This window comes from Haemophilus sp. CCUG 60358, assembly GCF_001679485.1.
GTDB lineage: Bacteria > Pseudomonadota > Gammaproteobacteria > Enterobacterales > Pasteurellaceae > Haemophilus_D.
The window spans coordinates 24,757-48,244 of the sequence record NZ_LZOZ01000015.1 but is presented as its reverse complement, the minus strand read 5'-3'; the positions used below and the strand labels follow the sequence as shown (position 1 = coordinate 48,244).

27 protein-coding genes are annotated in these 23,488 nt (G+C 39.3%); 8 read left to right on the top strand and 19 right to left on the bottom strand.

Going from position 1 to position 23,488, the window contains the following annotated elements; genetic code table 11:
* Nucleotides 1-29: 29 nt before the first annotated feature.
* The 3 genes from A9500_RS07350 to A9500_RS07340 are packed head-to-tail and all read right to left on the bottom strand — an operon-like array spanning nucleotide 30 to nucleotide 2,920.
* Complete coding sequence (locus tag A9500_RS07350; protein ID WP_065244440.1) at nucleotides 30-1,136, bottom strand: Gfo/Idh/MocA family protein; 1,107 nt, start codon at nucleotides 1,134-1,136, stop codon at nucleotides 30-32.
* Between the two features lie 10 nt (nucleotides 1,137-1,146).
* Nucleotides 1,147-2,220, bottom strand: a complete 1,074-nt coding sequence (locus A9500_RS07345) for a Gfo/Idh/MocA family protein (protein WP_065244439.1) — start codon at nucleotides 2,218-2,220, stop codon at nucleotides 1,147-1,149.
* A complete protein-coding gene (locus A9500_RS07340) occupies nucleotides 2,210-2,920 on the bottom strand; it encodes a FadR/GntR family transcriptional regulator (RefSeq protein WP_065244438.1) in 711 nt (236 codons plus the stop codon). The genes A9500_RS07345 and A9500_RS07340 overlap by 11 nt, the downstream gene beginning before the upstream one ends.
* Before the next feature lie 174 nt (nucleotides 2,921-3,094).
* Here A9500_RS07340 and A9500_RS07335 point away from each other — a divergent pair, with 174 nt between their 5' ends.
* The gene (locus tag A9500_RS07335) at nucleotides 3,095-4,321 is read left to right on the top strand and encodes an MFS transporter (RefSeq protein ID WP_065244437.1); all 1,227 of its coding nucleotides are present in this window, start codon (nucleotides 3,095-3,097) and stop codon (nucleotides 4,319-4,321) included.
* Nucleotides 4,322-4,366: 45 nt separating this feature from the next.
* Here the strand turns inward: A9500_RS07335 and A9500_RS07330 are convergent, their stop codons facing one another.
* Nucleotides 4,367-5,899 carry a hypothetical protein gene (locus A9500_RS07330; protein ID WP_065244436.1) on the bottom strand — a complete coding sequence of 511 codons (1,533 nt, stop codon included), beginning with the start codon at nucleotides 5,897-5,899 and terminating at the stop codon, nucleotides 4,367-4,369.
* Nucleotides 5,900-6,105: 206 nt separating this feature from the next.
* Between A9500_RS07330 and A9500_RS07325 the strand changes: the two genes are divergently transcribed.
* Nucleotides 6,106-7,491 carry a DASS family sodium-coupled anion symporter gene (locus A9500_RS07325; protein WP_054420130.1) on the top strand — a complete coding sequence of 462 codons (1,386 nt, stop codon included), beginning with the start codon at nucleotides 6,106-6,108 and terminating at the stop codon, nucleotides 7,489-7,491.
* A 70-nt stretch (nucleotides 7,492-7,561) separates the two neighbouring features.
* Here the strand turns inward: A9500_RS07325 and A9500_RS07320 are convergent, their stop codons facing one another.
* The 5 genes from A9500_RS07320 to A9500_RS07300 all read right to left on the bottom strand — a co-directional run bounded on the left by A9500_RS07320 (nucleotide 7,562) and on the right by A9500_RS07300 (nucleotide 11,817).
* Nucleotides 7,562-8,653, bottom strand: coding sequence for an extracellular solute-binding protein (locus A9500_RS07320; protein ID WP_065244435.1), 1,092 nt, complete (start codon nucleotides 8,651-8,653; stop codon nucleotides 7,562-7,564).
* A gap of 19 nt (nucleotides 8,654-8,672) precedes the next feature.
* Complete coding sequence (locus tag A9500_RS07315) at nucleotides 8,673-9,524, bottom strand: ABC transporter permease (protein ID WP_049369977.1); 852 nt, start codon at nucleotides 9,522-9,524, stop codon at nucleotides 8,673-8,675.
* A complete protein-coding gene (locus tag A9500_RS07310; protein ID WP_065244434.1) occupies nucleotides 9,521-10,390 on the bottom strand; it encodes an ABC transporter permease in 870 nt (289 codons plus the stop codon). Before A9500_RS07310 ends, A9500_RS07315 begins: the two co-directional genes overlap by 4 nt.
* Nucleotides 10,387-11,457, bottom strand: coding sequence for an ABC transporter ATP-binding protein (locus tag A9500_RS07305; protein ID WP_065244433.1), 1,071 nt, complete (start codon nucleotides 11,455-11,457; stop codon nucleotides 10,387-10,389). Before A9500_RS07305 ends, A9500_RS07310 begins: the two co-directional genes overlap by 4 nt.
* Nucleotides 11,458-11,595: 138 nt before the next feature.
* Nucleotides 11,596-11,817: a SlyX family protein gene (locus A9500_RS07300; RefSeq protein ID WP_005699194.1), complete on the bottom strand. Its 222-nt coding sequence runs from the start codon at nucleotides 11,815-11,817 to the stop codon at nucleotides 11,596-11,598.
* A gap of 94 nt (nucleotides 11,818-11,911) precedes the next feature.
* Between A9500_RS07300 and fkpA the strand changes: the two genes are divergently transcribed.
* From fkpA to A9500_RS07275, 5 genes are read left to right on the top strand one after another with little or no spacing between them, the layout of a single operon-like run.
* The gene (gene fkpA, locus A9500_RS07295; protein ID WP_014064414.1) at nucleotides 11,912-12,634 is read left to right on the top strand and encodes an FKBP-type peptidyl-prolyl cis-trans isomerase; all 723 of its coding nucleotides are present in this window, start codon (nucleotides 11,912-11,914) and stop codon (nucleotides 12,632-12,634) included.
* A gap of 59 nt (nucleotides 12,635-12,693) precedes the next feature.
* Nucleotides 12,694-13,359, top strand: coding sequence for a transcriptional regulator (locus A9500_RS07290; RefSeq protein WP_005694875.1), 666 nt, complete (start codon nucleotides 12,694-12,696; stop codon nucleotides 13,357-13,359).
* On the top strand, nucleotides 13,359-13,739 hold the full coding sequence (gene tusD / locus A9500_RS07285; protein ID WP_065244432.1) for a sulfurtransferase complex subunit TusD: 381 nt from the start codon (nucleotides 13,359-13,361) through the stop codon (nucleotides 13,737-13,739). Before A9500_RS07290 ends, tusD begins: the two co-directional genes overlap by 1 nt.
* Nucleotides 13,736-14,095 (top strand): sulfurtransferase complex subunit TusC, encoded by a 360-nt coding sequence (tusC, locus tag A9500_RS07280; RefSeq protein WP_065244431.1) that lies wholly within the window; start codon nucleotides 13,736-13,738, stop codon nucleotides 14,093-14,095. Before tusD ends, tusC begins: the two co-directional genes overlap by 4 nt.
* Nucleotides 14,096-14,103: 8 nt before the next feature.
* On the top strand, nucleotides 14,104-14,391 hold the full coding sequence (locus tag A9500_RS07275; RefSeq protein WP_065244430.1) for a DsrH/TusB family sulfur relay protein: 288 nt from the start codon (nucleotides 14,104-14,106) through the stop codon (nucleotides 14,389-14,391).
* Here the strand turns inward: A9500_RS07275 and A9500_RS07270 are convergent.
* Nucleotides 14,386-14,787, bottom strand: coding sequence for a hypothetical protein (locus tag A9500_RS07270; RefSeq protein ID WP_065244429.1), 402 nt, complete (start codon nucleotides 14,785-14,787; stop codon nucleotides 14,386-14,388). The two genes, A9500_RS07275 and A9500_RS07270, sit on opposite strands and share 6 nt — an antisense overlap.
* Before the next feature lie 67 nt (nucleotides 14,788-14,854).
* On the bottom strand, nucleotides 14,855-15,343 hold the full coding sequence (locus A9500_RS07265) for a YbaK/prolyl-tRNA synthetase associated domain-containing protein (RefSeq protein WP_049384684.1): 489 nt from the start codon (nucleotides 15,341-15,343) through the stop codon (nucleotides 14,855-14,857).
* Nucleotides 15,344-15,500: 157 nt separating this feature from the next.
* Between A9500_RS07265 and A9500_RS07260 the strand changes: the two genes are divergently transcribed.
* Entirely contained in the window at nucleotides 15,501-15,899 is a 399-nt protein-coding gene (locus tag A9500_RS07260) for a pyrimidine dimer DNA glycosylase/endonuclease V (protein ID WP_065244428.1), read from the top strand.
* Nucleotides 15,900-15,953: 54 nt separating this feature from the next.
* On the opposite strand, the gene A9500_RS07255 is transcribed toward A9500_RS07260, so the two are convergent.
* The 8 genes from A9500_RS07255 to hemC form a co-directional block, all read right to left on the bottom strand.
* Nucleotides 15,954-16,811: a cysteine ABC transporter substrate-binding protein gene (locus A9500_RS07255; RefSeq protein ID WP_065244427.1), complete on the bottom strand. Its 858-nt coding sequence runs from the start codon at nucleotides 16,809-16,811 to the stop codon at nucleotides 15,954-15,956.
* On the bottom strand, nucleotides 16,795-17,559 hold the full coding sequence (locus A9500_RS07250; RefSeq protein ID WP_049356852.1) for an amino acid ABC transporter ATP-binding protein: 765 nt from the start codon (nucleotides 17,557-17,559) through the stop codon (nucleotides 16,795-16,797). Before A9500_RS07250 ends, A9500_RS07255 begins: the two co-directional genes overlap by 17 nt.
* 18 nt (nucleotides 17,560-17,577) lie before the next feature.
* Complete coding sequence (locus A9500_RS07245; RefSeq protein WP_065244426.1) at nucleotides 17,578-18,246, bottom strand: amino acid ABC transporter permease; 669 nt, start codon at nucleotides 18,244-18,246, stop codon at nucleotides 17,578-17,580.
* Nucleotides 18,236-18,895, bottom strand: coding sequence for an amino acid ABC transporter permease (locus A9500_RS07240; RefSeq protein WP_065244425.1), 660 nt, complete (start codon nucleotides 18,893-18,895; stop codon nucleotides 18,236-18,238). The genes A9500_RS07245 and A9500_RS07240 overlap by 11 nt, the downstream gene beginning before the upstream one ends.
* A 174-nt stretch (nucleotides 18,896-19,069) precedes the next feature.
* Nucleotides 19,070-20,356: a heme biosynthesis protein HemY gene (locus A9500_RS07235; protein ID WP_065244424.1), complete on the bottom strand. Its 1,287-nt coding sequence runs from the start codon at nucleotides 20,354-20,356 to the stop codon at nucleotides 19,070-19,072.
* Between the two features lie 9 nt (nucleotides 20,357-20,365).
* Nucleotides 20,366-21,664, bottom strand: coding sequence for a uroporphyrinogen-III C-methyltransferase (locus A9500_RS07230; RefSeq protein ID WP_065244423.1), 1,299 nt, complete (start codon nucleotides 21,662-21,664; stop codon nucleotides 20,366-20,368).
* A gap of 9 nt (nucleotides 21,665-21,673) precedes the next feature.
* Complete coding sequence (locus A9500_RS07225; protein ID WP_054420149.1) at nucleotides 21,674-22,435, bottom strand: uroporphyrinogen-III synthase; 762 nt, start codon at nucleotides 22,433-22,435, stop codon at nucleotides 21,674-21,676.
* Between the two features lie 9 nt (nucleotides 22,436-22,444).
* The gene (hemC, locus tag A9500_RS07220) at nucleotides 22,445-23,377 is read right to left on the bottom strand and encodes a hydroxymethylbilane synthase (RefSeq protein WP_065244422.1); all 933 of its coding nucleotides are present in this window, start codon (nucleotides 23,375-23,377) and stop codon (nucleotides 22,445-22,447) included.
* Nucleotides 23,378-23,488 lie beyond the last annotated feature (111 nt).

Here is a 23,488-nt window from a genome sequence, read left to right as displayed (position 1 = left end):
CCAAAGTGCGGTTTATTTTTACGTTATTTTTATTTACCGATGATTTCTGCTAAATCAACTTTGCGGTTTTCGTAACGAGAGCGGGTACACGCATCAGCAGTGGCGATAGCCGCACGAGCAGCTTCACCGGTGAGTAATTTTACAAATTCCTCAGTTGGTTCCATACCATGAAGAATATCGTTTAAATAACGCATTTCTTTTTTCATGATAGAACTCAACCAAAGCGGTGTGCGTTTACCCGGTTTACCGTATTGAATCGCACCATCCATTTCTGTGCTGTTGTAAATACGGGTACGGTCATCATCTTCTTCTTGGGTTTCGTGAATGAGGAAATAGGTGTCTTTTCCATCCACACGAAGGGTGCCTTTGGTATTGTACATATCAAGTTTGATCGCGCCTTTTTCCCCTTGAATTAATACATAATGTTCACCCCAACGGAAAGCGGAACCCCATTCTAGAACAGCGAAGCGATTATCATCGTATTCCATGGTGACAAAAATCATATCGTCTTCATCACCGAATTTTTCGCCTTTGTGTGCAACATTGGCGGCTGCCATGGTAACGGTTTTTGGCATACCACCCATAATGAATTGTACACAGTCTAATTCGTGAATATGGTGGTATAAGTGGCCGCCAGATTTTTCACGGATTTTTTTCCATGAAATGGTTGGTTGTTGTTCTTCCCAGCCGTTACGTGCGGTGTGGCAATAAAGCACTTTACCGATCACGCCTTGATTGATTAATTCTTTGGCATGGTGAACACCGTTAAAGAAGTTCATCACATGGCCAGCCATAAAGGTGACACCATTTTCTTCGCAAGCACGTACCATGTCGTCACAGTCTTGATAACTTAAGGCGATTGGTTTTTCACAGAAAACATGTTTTTTGTTTTTCGCTGCAAGAATGACCGGTTTTTTGTGTAAGTAGTTAGGGGTGGCGACAATCACGCAATCCACATCAGGGGAAGTGACCAATTCTTCAAGAGATTTTGCTGCTACGCATTGCAATTCTTGAGCAATGGTTTCACCATTTTCAGGGTCATATACCATGGTAATCTGTGCATCATCAAATTCATTCATGAAGCGGGCTAAATCTGCACCAAAATAGCCAACGCCAACAACACCATATCGCATCATAATAAACTCCTTATTTTTTCACTGAGATTTGTTTTTCCGTTACCATGGATTGCTTCGCTGCTTCTGCAACTTCGATGGCTTCAGTTAAACATAGACTTAATGGGCTGGTTTTTCCTTGCGTTAAGTGCTCTACCACGCTTTGTACTTCGATTTCAGCCGCTCGGCTTAACCAAAGTTGGCAAGGTGCGTGGGTGACATTATATTGCTGAGTGCCTTTTGCACTTTCGCGTAAAGATAAATCAGCCTCAAATTCATCAAATAAATCAACGTGTTCTATTTTTCCATCTAGATAATTAAATGTGACACTTGAGGTAAAGAAATTGACTTCAATCACACCATTTTCACCATGAATTTGAATGCCCCATTGGTGTAATCGATAAGCAGTGCCCATTTCGAGCGAACCTAATACGCCATTTTTAAAACGTAATAGCAACTGCAACACATCACGGCTGTCTGGCGTATCGTGATGTGCTTGATTAGCCGCTTGAGCAAAAACAGCCTCAATATCGCCTAATAACCAACAGAGTAAATCCAGTTCGTGAATGAGGTGGAAAAGCTCGCCGCCCGTAAGATTGGCATCTAATTTCCACCATTCTTTGTTTGGTAGATTTTCAATCCAACGCTGACGCATGGCTCGAGCTACGGTAATGCGGCCTAATTTTCCTTGTTCTAAAGCTGCTTTGACTTTCAACATGCCAGGTAACGTACGTTCTAAATGGCCCACAAAAATGACTTTACCTTTTTCTTCTGCAAGGCGACGTAAATGTTGGCCTTGAGAAGAACTTAAGGTAAAAGGCGTTTCAATAAAGACATGACAGCCAGCATTTAACGCTAAGATAGCTGGGGAATAATGGGCATAGTTTGGGGTGGCGATAACCACTAAATCAGGTTTGGTTTCTGCCAACATTTCTTCTACACTAAAAAAGGCTTTACTGCCGTATTGGTCGGCGAGTTTTTGTGCAAGAGAAGGGTTAATATCGGTCACTGCAATTAAGTTTGCTTGGGCTTTGTCAAATGCGGAAGCTAGTTGAACACCAAAAAAGCCGCAGCCGATTAAGGCGATGTTTAATCCATTAGTTTGCATCATGCCCTCCTTGTTGTAAGCGTTGGCGAATACTTTGGAAATATTGCAAGATCGCGCGTTGCATGCGCACCAAATCATGCGCTTCTACGGCATCAATTAATTCACGGTGTTGCATGGCTAATTTTTCAGGAGAAAGTATTGGTGGCGGTAAGCCTTTTTCTACTTGTTGATAAATTTGCCAAAATGCATCTAAATATTGAATCAGTAACGGGTTATTTAATGGTTCATAAAGTTTTAAATGAATGTGGTATTCATCTTTAGGTGAAAACTTTTGTTCTCGTGCATTTTTCTCCATATTTGCTACTGATTTTTGCAAAAGTCCGGTCTGTTCTTGGCTAATTTTTCCCAACACCATCGGAGCAAAACCGTATTCTAAAATTTCCCGAATATCCAAAATATTAATCAGCTGATTATGATCATTATGTAAATTCAGTTGGGTGTGAAAGCTTAATCCGCGAATCATTGGCACAAGAGATGATTCACTCACAAAGGTGCCGACGCCATGACGAATGTCTAAAATGTGTAGCGCCTCTAAAGATTTAATGGCTTCACGCAAACTGGAACGGCTCACACCAAGCTGTTCAATCAACTCATTTTCTGTTGGCATCAAATCGCCGGATTTAAGATTTTGTTTAATGATGAGCGATTTGATTTTATCCTGCAAAACGAGACTTGCTTCTTTTTTACTTGTTTTTTTCATTTCTGTTCTCATTTTCTAATCTATTTTCTGAATTTGTGATCCAGCTCTCATTCTCTTTGATTGACATAAGACATCATACGTCTTATCTTTATTTATGCAAGCAGAAATTAGCAGTGATTTTAAATTCTGTGATCTATACCACAAAATTCTCAAATACAAGGAAGGGAGGTTGTTATGACAACATCATTACCATGGTATAAAGAAGTCAGTCCTACGCAAAAAAAAGCGTTATTTGCGGCTTGGTTAGGTTATGTTTTTGATGGCTTCGATTATATGCTTATCACTTATGTGCTTTTGGATATTCAAAAGGAATTCACCATGAGCACAACGGAAACATCCACATTATTACTTGCGGCCTTCGTAGCGCGTCCATTAGGTGGGGCGATTTTTGGTAGTTTTGCCGATAAATATGGTCGTCGTTTGGCGATGATTGTTTCCATTATTACGTATTCCGTCGGGACATTCTTGTGCGGTTTATCCACCAGTTATATTTGGCTTTTCATCTTCCGTATGATTATCGGTATGGGGATGGCAGGTGAATATGCGTGTTCTTCCTCTTATGCCATTGAAAGCTGGCCAAAACATTTGCGTACGAAAGCCAGTGCATTTTTAGTGAGTGGCTTTTCCATTGGTAATATTCTTGCCTCTCAAGTGATTCCTTGGGTATCTCAAACTTATGGTTGGCGTATGGCTTTCTTTATTGGTTTGGCTCCTGTCGCTTTAGTGCTCTATGTTCGTCGCCATGCACCTGAAAGTGAAGAATGGGCACAAGCGAAAGCAGCGGGTAAAGTGAATAAAGTTCCACTTACTGACCTATTCACTAAAAAACAATTACCAATTACTTTAATTATTTTCTTAGTTTGCTATTCAATTTTCTCCGTAAACTGGCCGGTAGTAGGTTTACTTCCACTTTATCTTAAAGAAAATGGCTATGCTGAAAATGTGAAATCACTGATGTTCTGGGCAGGCTTTGGTATCCTCATCGGTACCTTAATTGCCGGCTTTATCGGGGATAAATTAGGTGAGAAGAAAACCTTTGTATATAGCTTATTGTTATCGCTTTTCTTCCTCTTCCCAGTATTCTATTTGCCAGAAAATAATGTATTAGCACTTGGTGCGTTGCTCTTCTTCTTACTTGCAACTAACTTAGGGATTGCCGGTTTAGTGCCCAAATATATGGCGACTTTCTTCCCGGCTGAAATGCGAAGCACAGGTATCGGTTTCATCTATAACTTCGCTGCGATCGGTGGTGGGGTGTCTCCTGTAATTGCCGCCGCACTTAGCGAAAGAGTAGGACTTGGTTCAGCCCTTGTGTATGTGACCTTATTCTGGACAATTGTCCTTGTTGCTCTCGTTGGATTAAGATTGCCAGAACGTATTCAAGCTCGTATGCAACAATAAAAAACGAAAGCAAAACAGACCGCACTTTTAGGTGCGGTCTGTTGTTTATTTAGAAGCGAATTGTTTGATGGCTTCAGTAACTTCCTCAATGACGGTTGGCCAATATAGAGGAGCGCGTTGGTGAAAAGCTCTTATGGATGGATACCACAGATTATTTTCTTTAAATCCCCAGCGCCAATCTTTGATAAATGCGAGCATTAAAAAAGTAGGGATATTCATTGCGCCAGCTAAATGTGCAATAGAAGTATCCACAGTCACCACGAGATCTAAGTTAGAAATCGCTGCAGCGGTATCACTAAAGTTTTGGCAAATAGGGCCAATAAGCGGTATTTGATAACGCTCCATGAGCTTACGTTCAGCCTCATTGAGATCTTTTTGCAGACAGTACCAATGGTGAGGTGCTTGGGTCAATAATGATTCAATTTGAGTTAATTCATGAATTGAACGATGGATATCGTTTTCGTGCTCTGGGAAGCCTCGCCATACCAAGCCTATCTTTAATCTTTCTGTTTTATCTATACGCTGAGCCATTTTGTCAATAAGTGCGGGATCTGCAAATAAATAAGGTATGCGTTTAGGCAGAGTATCAAATGGTTCCGTTACATGAGCTAAAATTGAATGAGGATAAACCCAATAATCAAACTCAATATGCTGGTCATGCCATTCGTCAGAACTTATTACGATATCAATATCAGGATGAGATTTGATGATATCTACAATGGGTGGCTGGACGATAAAAATTAATTGTTTAGGTTGTTGGCTTTTGAGATAGTGAGCCAATTGCGAGAACATAATTTCATCACCAAAACCGAATTCACTCCATACAACTAGGCCTTTACCAAGAAGTGGTTCGCCTTTCCATTGTTTATTTAATATTTCTAAGGAAGGAGGAATTCTACTACGAAAGGAATGCTTATCGTGGAGAATAAATTCTCGTTGATAAAATCCTCGATGATAATCTCCCGCACTTAATCTTTGTAGAGTGCTAAAGTAGTGTATATTAGCTTTAGGAGCACGAAAAAAATAATTATTCCAAGCGCTTAAAGCAGCGTCGGTCAACTCTTTTGTATTATAAATTTGGGTGCGAGTATAGGCAGCTAAATTATCATAAGGATAGCTTTGCTCTAATTGGTTAAGTGCATTTTGTACTCGGTAATCCGTAATTGGATGATTAATCAATTGATAGCTGAGATTTTGTTTAAGACTTTCTTGGTCAGCAAGTGCTCTTTTACGCAGAAACCAAACATGGGATTTCTCTGATATAGGTTGGTACTCAAATATCATCTCTAAATTGTCAGCCAGTATTTGTGGATGGCAATACTCAATAGCTTCTAAAATTAGATACCCCCCAGTTTTTAATGCGGCTCCCCAACAAAGCAAGCTGTCAGAATTGTAGGATAGGCTACTATCAACAAGAATGGCATCGACAGAGGCCTCTTTGACGAGGTTAAGTCGATCCCGTGAGCCCATGGATTTATCCCAAGTATTGAGATCGTATAAAGCAAGGAAATCTGGGTTAAAATTATTAAGGAAATCTTTATCACAAAGTTGAATTGCTACACCCTTATTTTCGTGCATTTATCGTCTCCATCTCATTTAATTCTTATTTTTAAAAATTATACTCGAAATCAGCTAGAAATGCTTTTGAGGCGATTTGTAGAAAAGAAATTTATTATTTAGAAAAATAGTTTGAAGCGTGTCACAAATTTGTTAAAAATATGTTTCAATTTTTTCGGTTAAATGCTAATTAATAATCTCCCCTATCGTTTTATAGGAGATTGTATATGCAAACTCAACAAACCTTTCTCTCTAAATATAAAAGTCTCATTATTCTTGCCTTAGACTTTGTCTTCATGTTGGTGTTAATCAAAATACTGCCGTTTTCTGCTCAAGAGAATCGCGGGCTAGCCTTGCTGATTTTTATTGGTATTTTATGGTTAACGGAAGCCTTTAATATTACCGTGACATCCCTTATGGTGCCTGTCGTGGCCATAGGATTAGGCTTGATTAATACACAAAAAGCGCTCGCACCATTCTCTACCCCAATTATTTATATGTTCTTTGGGGGATTTGTGGTGGCTGCGGTGTTGCAAATTCAGAATCTAGATAAGATTATTGCGAATTACATTATTCGTTTGGCCAAAGGAAACTTAAAACTTTCTATTACCTACCTTTTCACCGTAACTACGTTCCTTTCTATGTGGATTAACAACACCGCTGTAGCGGCGATGATGTTACCGCTCACGATGGGGATGTTAAAAGGTATCAATGCAGAGAAAAATCATCGGTTGTACGCCTTCGTATTGTTAGGTATGGCATTTAGCGCCAGTATCGGTGGTATTGGTACATTAGTGGGAAGTGCACCGAATGCCATTTTGGCGTCTCAAATTCAAGTGACCTTCACAGAATGGTTAGGTTATGGTTTCCCGGTGATGGTACTGCTTGTGCCTTCAATGATTTTTTCTTTATGGGTGATTTTACGTCCAGACTTTTCTGTGGATTTTAATCCATCACTTGAGAAAGTCAGCTTTAATCGAAAAAATATCATTACCTTACTGATCTTTATCGGTATGGCGATTATGTTGCTTTTCAGCTCTCTCTTAAACCCATGGATTAGTGCTTTTCTTGAATTACCGAAAAAAATTGAAAACTTTGATACGGTGATTGCACTATGCGTTGTGATCTTTATTTGTGTTTCAGGTGTCGCGAGTTGGAAAGAAATTCAAGAGCGTGTTGAATGGGGCGTGCTCGTTTTATTCGGTGGTGGTTTAACACTCAGTATCGTGATGAAAGATTCTGGTGCCAGTAAGATTATGGCGGATAGTATCGTTCAGTTTGTGCAAACCAAACCACTTTGGGTACTTTGCTTTGTGATGACAGCATTTATTATTTTCTTAACGGAATTTACATCGAATACCGCCAGTGCAGCGTTGATTATGCCAATTGTGATTTCAGTGGCACAATCTATGAATTTACCACCTATCGCTTTAGCCGCAATTATTGCTTGTGGGGCAAGTTGTGCATTTATGTTACCAATTGCTACACCGCCAAATGCTATTGTGTTTGCAACAGGAAATGTGAAACAACTCGATATGGCAAAAGTCGGTTTGATTTTAAACCTATTCTGTATCGCCATCATCGGCAGTATGACTTATTTTGTTTGGTTGTAAATGTGGTTAAAACTGACCGCACTTTATTAGCCTATAAAAGTAAACCGCACGTTAAAGTGCGGTTTATTGTTTATCTCGAAATAACCTCTTTTGTGAAGGCTTCCATTTCGGCTTTACGCCATGGTGTTGAGAAGAAAATAGTATCTTTCAAACCAGATTCACTATTGAGTGGACGAACACCGAATTCTTGGTTTAATTTCTGTTGTACTTCAGGTGAGGTAATCCAATGCACGAAAACAAGTGATGCGGCTGGGTTAGGCGCATTTTTTGCTACGGTTACAACATTACCACCGCCAGGCATCCCAAATTTTGGTACATAGAATTTTAAACGCTCAGTAATTGCACCTTGTTTTTGCAAGCTGAACAAGTGATCTTGCCATGCAGAGACAATCACTAACTCACCATCGTTTAAACGGGTTAGACTATCAGCATTCGAAGCTGTACGGATTAGCGCATCTTTTTTACTGCTGAACCAATCCCAGGTTTTCTTCCAATTAGCAATCTGTGCTTCATCAATTTTATCGGTACGGTAATCATAATCACCATTAATATACACTAAAGCTCGCTGAATGAAGGCATTACCGGAGCTGCCACCGTTTGGATCAGAATAGCCGAATTTTTTTGGATTTTTATCAATATAGTTTTCCATATCTGCCCAAGATTGTGGCAATTCCTCTTCTTTGATTCGCATAGGATCATAAGCTAGACCGGTTTGATTACCCCAGTAACCTACAGCCATATCGCCTAATTCAACACCTTGTAAGTGGTGATTTAATTTATCGAAATTTGGTAAGTTATTGAGTTTTACAAGAATGTCATTTTTCGCTACGTTGCCTAAACGGTCAGCATTTAACACAACCACGTCCATTTTGCCGGTTTCTAGATTTTTTTCAGCGATCAGTTTATTGATATTACCGTCCAAGGTGCCTTCAGGTACTTTGACTTTAATACCGTATTGATTTTCAAATTCTTTGACAAAATTACGGAATTGCGGCTGCAAATACCAAACGCTAACTGTCAATTTACCTTCTTTTTTAGCGAGTTCTTCGATTTCACTCCAAGATTTACCACTTAAGTCTGTGGAAGCCGAGGCGAAAGTGCTGACAGCCAAGGCGGCAGCGGTAAGACCAATGGATAGAAGTTTACGGATATTTTTTTGCATAAGATGCTCCTTGTGAAAATTATGCTTTTCCTGTGGATTGAGAGAGATAATTCCCTTTCAACAATTTTTCGATAATCATCATCAAAATAATGTTTGGTACCAACAAAATAATCGATACAACGGCCGCATTCGGACGAATAAAAGAATAACCGAGGAAAGAATATAAAATGGTTGGCACGGTAATAAAGTCTGGTGAGCCGATAACGAAAGCGATAGCAAACTCTTCAATGCTTTTCACTAAACAGAAGATAATTGATGCTAAAAAACTGGGTTTCAACATCGGCATATACACGTCTTTGAAAACGGTAAATTTAGATGCACCTAAGTCACGGCTAGCATCAATGAGGTCTTGCGGTACAGAAGAAAAGCCTGCGGATAAAATCCGAATAGCATAAGGCAACGTGAGTACCACATGCCCAATAACAATGCCGATGAATGGATTATTAATATTTAAATCCAATAACATACGGCTAAAGAATAGGGCAATAATCATACCTGGAATAACCAATGGAATCAGTGTTAATAATTCTGCTAATTTTTTACCTCTAAACTCCATACGTCCAAATGCATAAGCTGTTGGGAGAGAGAGTAAAATAGTGATCAGTGAAACCGTAGGCGCAATGGTATAGCTATTAAACATTGCTTCAGGTAAAGAGGTGGTTTCCCAGACGATTTTCCAACGCTCAAAAGATAATGATTGAGGGAAAATATCTGGATAACTCCACGGTTTAGCGGGATCTACCAATGACCATAAACCTGCCATTAAAAAGGGTAGGAACAACCAAATAAAATTAGCAAGAATAAAGAACGTTAAGGAAATACGTGCGATTAATCGACCATTTTTCGTTGTGATTTGTACGGAACTACTCATTTGACTTCTCCACGTTTGACGGCTAATGGTTTAATCAATAATGACACTAGGATGGTGAAGAAGGCAGAGGTCAACATAATAGTTAATGCCATGACCGCACTTTGATTCCATTCTTCAAATTCATAGGCGGACATTTGCATTAAACGTGCTAAAGAATAGGTACTACGAGGACCTGCAATACTATAAAAGGCGAAATCACCGAGTGCACCGATAAATATTAAAATAAAGGAAACTTGTACCGCACCTAAGGTTAGAGGGAATATCACATAACAAAAACGTTGCCAAGGATTCGAACCTAAATTAGCTGCCGCATCTAATAAATCAGTTTTCAGTGAATTGACCGCGCCACCAATAAGAATTAAAGCAAAGGGAATGTTTTTCCACATTTGTAAAATCACTACCCCCCAACCAAATTCATCATTTTGTAAGGTTTTCGGTTCGTCCCAAATGCCTAAATAAACAAATACCTCATTAAGAATGCCGTGGTAAGAGATCATATTGACGAACAAGAAGGCTGCAACTAATCCTGGTACCAACATAGGTGCCCGCAAGATGGTTATAATTGTTACCTTGGCTGGTAATTTTTTACGTAACCACATGGCAATGGGATAAGCCACGATGATGGATAAAATCGCCCCTAATAAAGACACTTTTACGGAATAAATATACGAATTTTGGAATACTGGGCTATTTAATACGGCTTGCCAATACTCTAAACTAAATTGACTTTCTTCCCCGCCCATACTGTATAAACCAAGGCTTTGAGAGACGACAATGTAGAACGTGGACCCCATTAAAAATAGGATCGTACCTAAACCGCTACATAGCAATAACCATGCTTTTACATCATTTTTGAGACTTTTCATTTTACGGACTCCAAGAATTTAATCGCATGGCGGGGAACCGTAAAGGTGAGTTTATCGCTCAAATCCGGACATTTTGTTAGTTGCAGGCGTAATTTTTTCTCTTCATCATTACGTTTAATGACTCCTTGCACTTCCGTGATATTGCCCATAAAAGCGGTGTTGATGATATCTACTGTAATTTGGTTTTCCGCTTCCGTTTGTGCGTTTGGTAACAATTCAATGTCTTCCGGTCGAAAGCAAATATAAATTCGTTCTGATTCCGGTTTTTTCTCTGAAAATACGGTGAAATCGCCAAAAATAGAACTAACAGCATAAAGGTTATCACCGATATTTTTTACATTGGCTTCTGTGATATTGGCAATGCCAATAAAGTCTGCCACAAAGCGGTTTTTAGGGTGATGATAAATATCTTGAGGAGAGCCAATTTGCTCAATAGCACCTTTATTTAACACAATAATTTTATCTGACATGGTTAGGGCTTCAGCCTGATCGTGAGTCACATAAATACTAGTCAAATTATATTGTTTTGAGAGTTGCTTAATTTCAAAACGTACACTTTCGCGTAATTTAGCATCTAAGTTGGAAAGCGGTTCATCAAATAAAATTACATCTGGACGAGTGACCATGGCTCTGGCTAATGCGACACGTTGCTGTTGACCTCCAGAAAGCTCATTGGGTAATTTCAATTTATGAAATTCTAAATCCATTTGTTTCAATGCGAGATTTAAACGCTGTTTTTGTTCTTCAATATCAATTTTACGTTGCTTTAAACCATAGCAAATATTGTGAGAAACATTGAGGTGAGGGAAAAGGGCATAAGATTGGAAACACATGGCTGTATTGCGTTTTTCTGGAGGAACATTGTTAACATTTTTTCCTCCGATAAGGATTTCACCTTCATCAGCCACATGAAATCCAGCGATTAATTTTAATAAGGAGGTTTTACCACAGCCGCTTGGTCCTAATAAGGTGACAAACTCGCCTTCTTCAGCGGTAAAAGTAATATTATTTGCTGCGTAAAAGTCACCAAATTTTTTTGTAATATTTTTTATTTCTAACTTTGCCATTTTTACATCCTCTATTTGGCTTACAACTATAGAGGTAACCATAAAAACACTTAGTTATTTTTTCAATAAAATAAAAATATTTTTCATGAATTTGTGATGAAGATCACGCATTTAGCTAAAAATATGGTTTTATTACATTTAATAATGCGGAGGCGGTGTTTCTTCTGCTTGGCTGGCAATATTAGAAGGTTGCATATCTTTTAATTTGCCGGCGAGATAGCGGAGTTGAAGTTGAATTTTATCCATATCAAACTGTTGTTGAACTAATGCTTGGTTGAGTTCGTCTAAAAGTTGTTCTTGAAAAGCAATTTTCATTTCAAGTTCGGCGATGCGATCTTCTAAAATTTGTTGATTTTGCATAAAATTTCTCTAATTTTTAAAAAAATGTTGTGAATTTGGTCAATCCGATTTAACCTATTCACTATTCCGTTTCTATTATAAAGGATCAAGCAAAATGTTGAAAATTCAAAAGCTTTCTCTTGCTGCACTTATGGTAAGTGCGGTTGTTTCAGGTTCTGTTTTTGCAGAAGATAAAGCAGCGCCAAGCGCAAGTGATGCGTCTTATGCTGTAGGTGCATTAATGGGTAACCAAGTAAAAGATTTAGTGGATGCTCAAAAAGAAGTGATTCAATACGATAATGCGCGTATTTTAGATGGCTTAAAAGATGCATTAGAAGGTAAAGTTGATGTTCGTAAAGACGAAAAAATTCAACAAACCTTAGATGGTATTCAAGAGCAATTAGTGTCTGCAGCGAAAGCAAAAGTAGAACAACAAGCGAAAGCCGCAAAAGAAGAAGGCGATAAATACCGCGCTGAATTTGCGAAAAAAGATGGTGTAAAAAGCACTAAAGATGGCTTACTTTACAAAATCACTGAAGCAGGTAAAGGTGATGCGATTAAAGCAACAGATACTGTGAAAGTACATTACACTGGTAAATTACCAGATGGTAAAGTATTTGATAGCTCTGTTGAACGTGGTCAACCGGTTGAGTTTAAATTAAACCAAGTGATCAAAGGTTGGACTGAAGGTCTTCAGTTAGTGAAGAAAGGCGGTAAAATCGAATTAGTGATTCCACCTGAATTAGCTTATGGCAAACAAGGTGCAGGCGATTCAATTCCACCTGATGCAACACTTTACTTCGAAGTTGAAGTATTAGACGTTAATCCTAAAAAATAATCCTTAATTTAACCGCACTTTGTCCAAAGTGCGGTCATTTTCCCTACCAGATTTGAAAAATGATACTAACCGATAGACAACCTTTCACCGATGAAGATCGTACCATTCTGATTTCCTATAAAGCGGTAGTTGATGGCGTGAGCGCGTTGATTGGCGAGCATTGTGAAATCGTATTACATTCTTTGGAAGATATTGAGCATTCTGCGATTTGTATTGCCAATGGGCATAATACCAATCGCCAAGTGGGTTCCCCGATTACGGATTTAGCCCTAAAATCCTTGCGTAATATGCAAAGTGAGAGTGTGTCTAAGCCTTATTTCACGCGTGCGAAAGGCAATGTGTTGATGAAGTCTGTGACCATCGCCATTCGAAATAGCAAACAACGCATTATTGGTTTACTTTGTATCAATATTAATTTGGATGTGCCGGTCTCTCAATTTATGCAGGCCTTTATGCCAACGCAGGAACAAAATGAAACCTCTTCCGTCAATTTTGCAAGTTCAGTGGAAGAATTGGTGGCACAAACGGTAGAAAAAACCATTGAAGAAGTGAATGCAGATCGCTCGGTTTCGAATAATAATAAGAACCGTCAGATTGTGATTTCACTTTACGAAAAAGGCATTTTTGATATTAAAGATGCGATCAATTTAGTGGCTGATCGCCTCGCGATTTCTCGCCACACCGTGTATTTGTATATTCGTCAAATCAAACAAGAGCAAGAGTAATGAACTATGTTCTCGCCGTGAAAAGTCCCGTTTATGGAAAACAAGGGGCTTTTCTTGCCTATCAATTTGCCCAAGCTTTACTCGAAAAAGGGCATGCTATTAGCCAAATTTTCTTTTTCCAAGACGGTGTAAGTAATGGCAATGGCTTGGTTTATCCTGCCAATGATGAATTTAATCTCACGCAAGCTTGGCAAGCCTTGTCAGCAAAGCATCATATTCCTTTGCATTTATGTGTAGCCGCTTCACAACGTCGTGGTGTGGTGGATGCACTTACGGCAAAAGAGACAGATAAAACGAATCTTGCAGAAGGTTTTAAGATTACAGGCTTAGGCGAGTTTATGGCGATGGTATTAAAAGCAGATCGGGTGGTGACATTATGAAGCTGGCATTCTTATTTCGTACCGCACCGTATGGAAACGCGATTTCTCGTGAAGGTTTAGATGCTTTGCTTGCTGCGACAGCATTTTGTGATGAAGAGGAAATCGGTGTCTTTTTTATCGATGATGGCGTATTAAATTTACTCGATGGGCAAAATCCTGAGTTATTGTTACAAAAAGATTTTATTCGTACCTTTAAATTATTAGATTTATACGATATTGAACAGCGCTTTGTCTGTGCCACTTCACTCGACCAATACAATTTGCAAACAGAACAACTCATTATTTCTGCTGAAAAAATTGACCGCACTTCACTGATCAATAAACTTAGCCAAGCAGAAAAAGTGTTTACGTTTTAAGGAATATTATGCTTTATACCTTTTCTCAAGCTCATTATTCTGAGACAGAACTTCAACGTTATTTGACTGAAATCACTGAAAATGATGTGGTAGTTTTATGGCAAGACGGCGTGTTGTTAGCGGTGAAGTATGGGGAAATGTTTACTCAATGCAAAGGGCAATGTTTTATGTTGGAACAGGATATTTTAGCTCGAAATTTAACCGCACTTTTGCCAGAAAACAATCAAGTGCGGTCAATTTCATTAGCAGATTTGGTGGATTTAACTGCTCAATATTCGCCTCAAATCGCCTTATAGTGGGCGTTCTTTAGGTAACAAGAGCGGTAATACCATCACAGAATAAAGTGCCAAACCTGCGGCCATTAAGCAGGTAATTTCTAATCCTCCTGCGCGTAACCATTCGCCAAATCCCATGTCATTAACGAGTGTGGCATAAAAGAATCCTGCCACGACTGTGTAACTAAATCCGATTAATCCTGCGATTAATGCAATAGCTTTCACGTTGTAGCTTGCATAACGGTGAAATGCGGCCCAAAGCGTAATGAGAAAAGTTGGCACTGTAGCGACAATAAAGACAGAAAGCAGAGAGCCCTGAATTTGATCAGTATCATTATTCGAGAATGTTAAGGCAACAGTGCCGATAATTTGAATAATCAACGGAAAAAGAATAAATGCTTTAAGATATTTTTTCATGAGATGTCCAATTAATAGAAAAACGGAAGCATTGTATCAATCAAATGAAAGACAACCAATCTTTTCTCTATTCGGTTTTTATTACATCCACTAATGTGGGCTGAACGATTGAGGCATAATCTTGTGTATTGAGAATAATAGAGCGTTCTAACGTACCTGCATTAAATGCTAATTCATCATAACGAGACAGTAAGCTAGGATCGGCAATTAATAACAAATCAGGATGAAAGCTAAAAGGCGGAATTGCACCAAATACACAGTCAGTTAGGGTATCTACTTCTGCAGGACTAGCAAGGGAGGCTTTCGTGCCACCTAAATAGGCCGCCACTTTGCTTAAATCAGATTGTTGATCAGCCGGCAATATCACTAATACCGCTTGTTTTACGCCATTTCCCTTTACTTTGCATACTAACGCTTTTGCCCCTTGCCCTAATTCTGTACCACGAATTTTAGCCACTTCTTCTGATTTTCCTGCTGTGGGGTGTTCAACGACACGATAGCGTGCTTGATGTTTATCTAAAAGTGCGGTCAATTTTTCAAATGTTTTGACAGACATGCTGGTTCCTTCAATAACGATATTTTTAATGAGTTTAACAAAGGTTGATTCATGTGAAAATCAAAGAAAAATAATTAATCTTTTGGGGCGTATTTATTATGAGATAGACAAATACCTTTACACCCCGTACTATGTTCCTTTTTATTTGGTATCGATCATGACTCGAATTAATCTTGTTCCGCCTGAGGAACTTTGTGATCAGCATCTTTTAGCGGAACATCGTGAATTAACCCGCATTCCTAACGCCGTGGCGAAAGGTAAATTTCATTTGAAAGGACAGCCTACGGAATATAAATTAGTTGAAGGGCATGTGCGCTTTTTCTTTAATAAATTGGCGTTTTTAAAGAAACGGTATGATGCATTGCATGCGGAATGTAAGGCGCGAGGCTTTAACGTGCAGTATATTTGGAATGAAACGTTACCCGATGATCCAAGTTTATGGTTGGACTATGAAGCCACAGAGGCAGCGTTACAGATTAATCGGGAACGTATTCAGGAAAGAATGCCATTAAAGGCAAGATTTACCCCACATCTTTCAAAGAGCGGTCAAAAATAAAGCGATTTTCACTTCCCCTGTAGGGAAATTACAGGGGAAGTGAATGGGGTTAAATTATTTATATTCAACCACGATGTCGCTTTCTCTGACGGTATCACCATAAACTGGCAATAAGGTTTTTTCGTAAGCTTGTTTTAAACGCCCATCTTTGCCTAGAGTTTGGATTTCGTTATTTAACCAATTTAACAATTCAGGTGCATCTTTGCGAACAGCTGGTGCAATAACATCTTGATCACCAAAGTTTTTTACGCCCACGGTATAACCTGGATTTTGTTTTGCCCAAGCGAATAAGAAGGTATTGTCATTAGATAATGCATCACCACGACCATCACGTAAGGCTTCAAAGGTTTCTGTATTTTGTTCGAATTTCAATAACTTCACATCTGGATAGTTTTTGGTGAAGAAAATATCAGCAGTAGTACCCTTATCTACGATTAAAGTTTTGCCTTTTAATTGTTCAAGATCCGTAATCACTGAGCCATCTTTTGATACGACACCTAATGCCACTTTCATGTATGGATTCGCAAAATCCACCACTTCTTTACGTGTTGGCGTCACTGTAAAGTTGGCGAGAATGATATCAACTTTCTTAGAAAGTAAGTATTCTGCACGGTTTGCGGCATCTACTAAAACAAACTCTACTTTGTTTTCGTCACCTAATAAGTCTTTACCGATCGCTTTACCAATTTCGACATCAAAGCCTTGGCTTTTACCTCGTGTATCCACATAACCAAATGGTGGTTTATCGCTAAATACACCAATGCGCACTTTGCCATCTTTTTGTATTTGCTCAAGGCTTGAGATTGTTTTTGCTCCGTCTTTAGCTGGTTCTTTGTCATTACACGCGGTTAAGCCAAATGCTAAGGTGGCAGTAGATAAAAGTGCGGTCAATGTTTTAAATGTTTTCTTCATAGTTTGTCCCTCTCGGTTCATAATTTAAGATATTTAAGAATGTTTTCGCACGATCCGTGGTTGGATTCGTGAAGAAATCTTCTGGTTTTGCCTGTTCAATGATTTGCCCTTTATCCATAAACACGATGCGATTAGCCACTTGACGGGCAAAGTTCATTTCATGGGTAACGATAAGCATCGTCATGCCATCTTTGGCAAGACCTAAAATTACATCAAGTACTTCACGTACCATTTCTGGGTCAAGGGCAGCAGTGACTTCATCAAACAGAATAATTTCAGGGTTCATGCAAAGTGAACGTACAATGGCAATTCGCTGTTTTTGTCCACCGGATAATTCACGTGGATAGGCATTTTTTCGATCATATAGGCCTACACGTTTAAGTAACTCATCGGCTTGTTTTTCAGCTTCTGCACGATCGCGTTTTTGTACTTTTAAAGGGCCGAGTAAAATATTGTCAATCACTGATAAATGAGCGAAGAGTTCATAACTTTGGAATACCATCCCAATGCGTTGACGCGCTTTAACCCAAGGAATGTCTTTACCTAACTCTCCTGCATTTTGCAGCAAAATTTGACCGCGCTTTATTTCTTCTAGCCCATTTAGGCAGCGTAAAAAAGTACTTTTACCACAACCCGATGGACCTAAAATAACGACAACTTCGCCTTTCTCTATAGAAAGATTGATGCCTTTGAGTGCTTCTACATCACCGTAATTTTTGACGAGGTTTTTAATTTCTAATAACGCCATGTGTTTTCCTAATTAAAATTAACTTTCCCAACGGGTTTCTAAATAACGGGAAAATAAGGATAGCGGGTAACAAATCACAAAATATAAACCGAAAATGACACCATAAATCCAAAGCGCCGCCGATTGATTACTAAATAATGAATGCTCGATAATTTGTTGACCGACTTTTATCACTTCTACTACCCCGATTAACATTGCCAAGGAACTGGTTTTTACCATGCGGGTAAAGAGGTTAATAGCACTTGGTGTCACACGTTTTAAACTTTGTGGAAGTAAAATATACACAAAGGTTTGAAACGGTGTTAAACCTAAAGCGTAGGCTGATTCCACTTGATGTTTTTCAATGGAAGTTAATGCGCCACGCACTAAATCCCCCATTTCAGCCGTTCCCCAGAAAATAAACACCAAAATACATACAGAAATGCCATCTAAGTGAATATCAAACCATTTTGCCAAACCGAAATACGCGAGAAAAAGTAAGGCTAATAATGGAATGATGCGTACAAATTCTAAATAAAAGCGGCAAATGGCTTTGATAATGGGATTTCTGCTTGTCATAATTACGCCAAAAATCACACCTAAAATACAGGCGAAGAAGACAGAAATGAACGCAATTTCAGCCGTCACCCATAAACCGTTGAGCAAGCGTTCAATGTTGCTGCCTTGGAATAATAACTCAAGCCCCATATTTTGCTCTCCGAGTACGGCGTTCTAAATAACTGATGAACAGAGACATCGGTAATAGAATGATCAAATAAAACACCACTAATAAAAATAAGGCTTCATTGGTTTTGTAATCGAGCCCGATGACTTCTTTCGCTACAAACATCAGTTCAGCGACAGCGACAGCGCTGATCACCGAGGTTTCTTTCATTAAGAACAAGCAATTTGCTCCGATTGCAGGTGTGGCAATCGCAAAGGCTTGTGGAAAAATCACATAGCGAAAAGCTTGAAAAGGGGTTAGACCAATACTTAAGGCTGATTCAATTTGCCCTTTTGATACCGCTTCTAGGCCTCCGCGAATGGCTTCTGCCATATAGCTTCCACCTAAAAATGCCAGGCCGATAATACCGCAAGTAAACCCATCTAATTTCAGGCCAATTTTAGACAGCCCAAAATAGAGAAAAAACACTTGAATCAATAAAGGCGTATTACGAGAAAGCTCAATATAGCCTTTTACTAGCCAAGTTAATGATTTGACTTTGTAGGTGGTAATCACAGCACAAATCACACCAATCACCAGCGATAATAAAATGCCACAAAAGGCGAGATGAAGCGTCATCACTGTGGCATGAACAAAACGTGGTGTGACACTTAAAATATAATCCCAATTCATTTTTCATGATTTAATCGTTTGCGTGGCGATATAGTAAAAAATTTTGAATCGGTGAGAAAAGAATGGAAATTCATTACTTATAATGAAATGTAATAAGAAGTTGGTTTTAAATAAAATAAGTGGTGATTAGGTATGAAAAAAACGGGGCTTTATTCAGCCCCGTCTTTGTTTATTTTAATCACGTTTCGCAATAAGTGCGGTTGGTTCTTCGTCTGTTTTTGGTTCATCTTGTATTTCAGCCGGTTTGTCTTGAATAGACATGGCTGATTTTAAACTGTCCTGACGAATTTTTTCCGCTGCCGCTTTGTCGCCAGCTTGCTCTAACACATAGGATGCCATCATGACATCATTTGGTTGAAGCTGGGTTGGGCAAGCAGTAACTTTTTTAAATGCTTCTGCTGCTTTAGCAAAATCGTTATTACGCACATAAAGGTAGCCTAATGCACGATTGAGGCAACAACGTTGGCTTTCATCGGCACGTTTTGCACGTTTTCCCACTAACTTAAGCAGTTTGCTGTTATCTTCTGCTTGTAAACGAGTAATTTGAGTACAAAGCTCATGACTAATTGGTGTGTTATCACCCAATTTCTTCATGATTTCAAGCGTAAATTCATAAGCCGATTCATGATCGTTGCAATCAATTAAACGTTGAATTAAAGCGGTTTTTAATTCTAAATCATTGCGACGACGGCGTGGCTGAGCTTCCCACCATGCGAGCAAGCCTTCAACGCCTTCTTCATTCATTTTCTCATCTAACAAGCCATTTTCTGTTTCTTGTTGAAGCGCTCTAAATTCTTCAGCTGAGAATAAGCCAGAACCTTCGATTAAATCTAAGATTTCATCTAAAGCTTGGTAAGCTTTAGAACGGCTATAAATTTCAGCAGCAAGTTTTAATACTTCTTTGTTGCGATCTGACATTTCAAGCAAACTATCGACGGAACTACGCGCTGCCGGTAATTTATTTTGTTGTAATAAAATACGGGTGCGAGCAATTTCGATGACTAAGTTATCTGAACCTGCAAGTTCAGTCGCTTCAATTAAATAACGGTTTGCGCTGAATTCATCACCGCGTTGCTGTGCAGCTTCAGCGGCTTTAATCAGATTTAATACTGGCTCTGCAGAATGTTTCGCATTTTTACCAATCAGTTTTTCTGCTTTGGCGTAATCGCCTTCATTCATTTTCATCAAGCCTTCAAGGGTTTGACGCTGTGCTTTCACACGTTTACGGCGAGAGAACCAGCTATAGGTATTGCTACTTAAACGGAAGAAGCGAGTCACCAACCACTCTAACGAATAAATCACAGCAAGCGTGACTACAAAGAGAATCACTAATGTGGTGAGTGACATTTCATATATGGTGTTTGCCGTTTCAACTCTGACATAACCTTGCTGACCGGAGAGGTAAGGCCCTGCAATCAATCCGGCAAGTAAGGCGATCATTAAAAAGAGAACTCTAAACATTATCTATCCTTATTGTTGGGGTTCAGTTGCCGGTTGTTCAGCTGGTGCTTCAGCGGGTTTTTCTTCAGCTTTTGGCTCTTCCGCTTTCGCTTCAGGTGCTGGTTTTACTTCTTCTTTTCTTGGTGAATTATCAACCGATTTTTCTGCTTCAATTTCCACTTTCTGCACATCTAAAGGTGTACGATTTAAGTACTTATCAAGCATATTTAAGCTTTGTAATTGGCTTGGCACATCCACATAGATGGATACTTCAGATAATTCATCCACTGATTTTAAGAAACTTTGAGTCACTTCAGCATTGGTATCAAAATAGCTACGAATCCAAGATGCAACGGCCTCTAAAGATTGTTTATAAAGCTCATTTTGCTGACGAGGCACTGCCATAATTGCTAATTGTAAGCGTAAACGAATGTTTTCACGCAAATAGATATCTTGGTTTGGCGCTAATAATTCTTTGCGATCCGCACCATGTTTCGGTGAAATACGGATAAAGTGATTCAAGAATGAGGTCGCACTTTTTTCTGCATTTTCTGCCCAGTCAGACAGGGAATCTGATAATTTTGTTGCATTTTGATCATCACCGAAATTCACATCTAACACAGGTAACTCATCAACCGTATTAGCTAATTGCGATAATTTTTGCATGACCGCATTTTGATCCACGCCAGCTACGGAGAGAAGTTGTTTCAGATCTTGATTGATTGCGCTACGGATAGCCGCGGATTGTGAGTTATTCACTTTAGCAAGAGTTTCATCAGCGAGTTTTAAGAGTGAAACCGCTGTATCCACATCATTATCTAACACTAATTTACGCAATGCATTGTTGAGCAAGAAATCTGCTTCTGAGAATAACCAATCAGTAGGCTGTTGAGCATTAGCTTGTGCGCTCACTTTATTGATTTGTGATTGTAAGCCAACTAACTCATGTGATTTGGCATTGATTAGCTCTTCTACTTGCGCAATTTTGTTTTGCGTTGCTTTATTCGCAGACTCTAATTGAGCAAGCTGTGTAGTATCAAATTTTACTTCTTGAGCAGGTGCTGAAACCACCGTTTTATTATTGATTTGAGCTTCAAGTGCGGTCAATTTTTGTTGGAATTCATCCACTTGTTGTTGGCCAAAATAATAACCTGCACCACCCACGCCAAGTGCAATGAGAATAGCCAATAAACTTAATCCAGTACCACTTTTCTTCACAACGGTTTGTGTACGTGGCGCAACAGGCTCGCGATCTTCAGTTTGAATTTCCACTGCATCTGTTTCTTGGATTTCATCTGTCGTTTCAGGGGTTAATTTCTCTTTCGCCATATCTTTTCCTTAGTGAGAAAGGGGAGTTACTTCATTAAGTAAGGTATTAAGTAAACTTTGATTGTCCGCACCAGCGGAAACCACCACATTATGCCAACCTTGTTGTACTGCGACATCCGCAATGCGTTGACTTACCGTGACTAAACAGCAATTTTTTAGCCAATTTTGTTCATTTTCAGGCACAAATTCGATTAACGCCTGCAAAATTTCAAGGCTTGTGACCACAAGGGTTTGCACACCAGAACGAATACAAATACTGGTTTGCTCTTCGTTATTATAACTAATCGGCGTGCGTTGGTAACATTCGACTGTCTCAACAGTTGCACCGCGTAGTGTGGCCTGTTCACGTAGTAATTCTCGTCCACCGTTGCCACGTAAAATTAACAAGTTTTTATCTGTTAATTTTGCCATTTGCGGTAAATTTAATACACCTTCAGTATTTTCCGACGTTATTGGATAGCGAACAGTACATTCAGTTTGACAGGAAAAATGCTGTGCCGTTCTATGTCCAACTGTAAAGTATTGTAAATCTTGACGCCAGCTAAAGCCAATATCTTTCAGGGTTTTATCCGCAAAATCGACCGCACTTTTTGAAACCAAAAACACATAATCACCACTTTTTAGCTGATTAAGTTTCGTCGGTAATTGAGCCAACTCAGCACCCGCTTCAATAGAAAGTAAAGGCAAATGCAAGGCAACCACACCGGCTTGATTCAGCTGGTCAACGAGGGCTTTTCCTCGTTCATCCGGGCGAGTAACTAGTACGGCCATGGTGATTTCCTATGCTGAGTAAATCTTCGCCAGAATCTTATCTGCGCCCTGTGCTAGAAGTTGTTCAGCAATGGTCACGCCTAATGCTTCGGCATTTTCAACCGCACTTTTACCTTCCGCACGAATAATCGCAGAGCCATCGGTTTCTCCAACGAGTGCACGCAAGAAAATTTCGCCATTTTTCTCAATGGCATAGCCACCGATTGGCACTTGGCAACCACCTTGTAAGCGGGTATTCATTGCTCGCTCAGCCAAAACACAAGTTGTCGTAGTGGCATCGGAAAGTGTAGCAAGTAATGCTTTCACTTCTTCATCATCAACACGGCACTCAATGCCTACCGCGCCTTGTCCGGCAGCCGGTAACGACTGTTCCACTTCAATAAACGAGGCAATACGTTCCGCTAGCCCTAAACGAATTAAGCCAGCTGAGGCTAAAATAATGGCATCGTATTCGCCATTGTCTAATTTACTTAATCGGGTTCCTACATTGCCACGCAAGGAACGGATATCAAGATCAGGGCGTAATTGTTTTAATTGGCATTGACGACGTAAGCTTGATGTTCCGACAATAGCGCCTTGCGGTAATTTATCTAATGAACGGTATGTATTAGACACGAAAGCATCGCGCGGATCTTCACGTTTACAGATCACACTTAAGCCCAGACCTTCTGGAAATTCCATAGGCACATCTTTCATTGAATGGACGGCAATATCAGCACGTTTTTCAAGTAAAGCGTTTTCTAACTCTTTAACAAATAAGCCTTTTCCACCAATTTTAGCTAAAGGAGAATCTAAGATTACATCGCCTTTCGTTACCATTGGAACTAATTCAACAGAAAGCGTTGGGTGAAATTTTTCTAATTGATCTTTCACAAAATTTGCCTGCCAAAGTGCTAAAGGGCTTTGACGGGTTGCAATTTTTAAGGTTTTAAGTACTGCCATAAATACCGCTGATTTTAAATAGAAATATGCCCTATGCTACCATTTTTAGGGCAAAAAGTCAGATCATTTAAATTTTTGATTTCTGATGAGCTAAGTGGTACAGTAATGCCA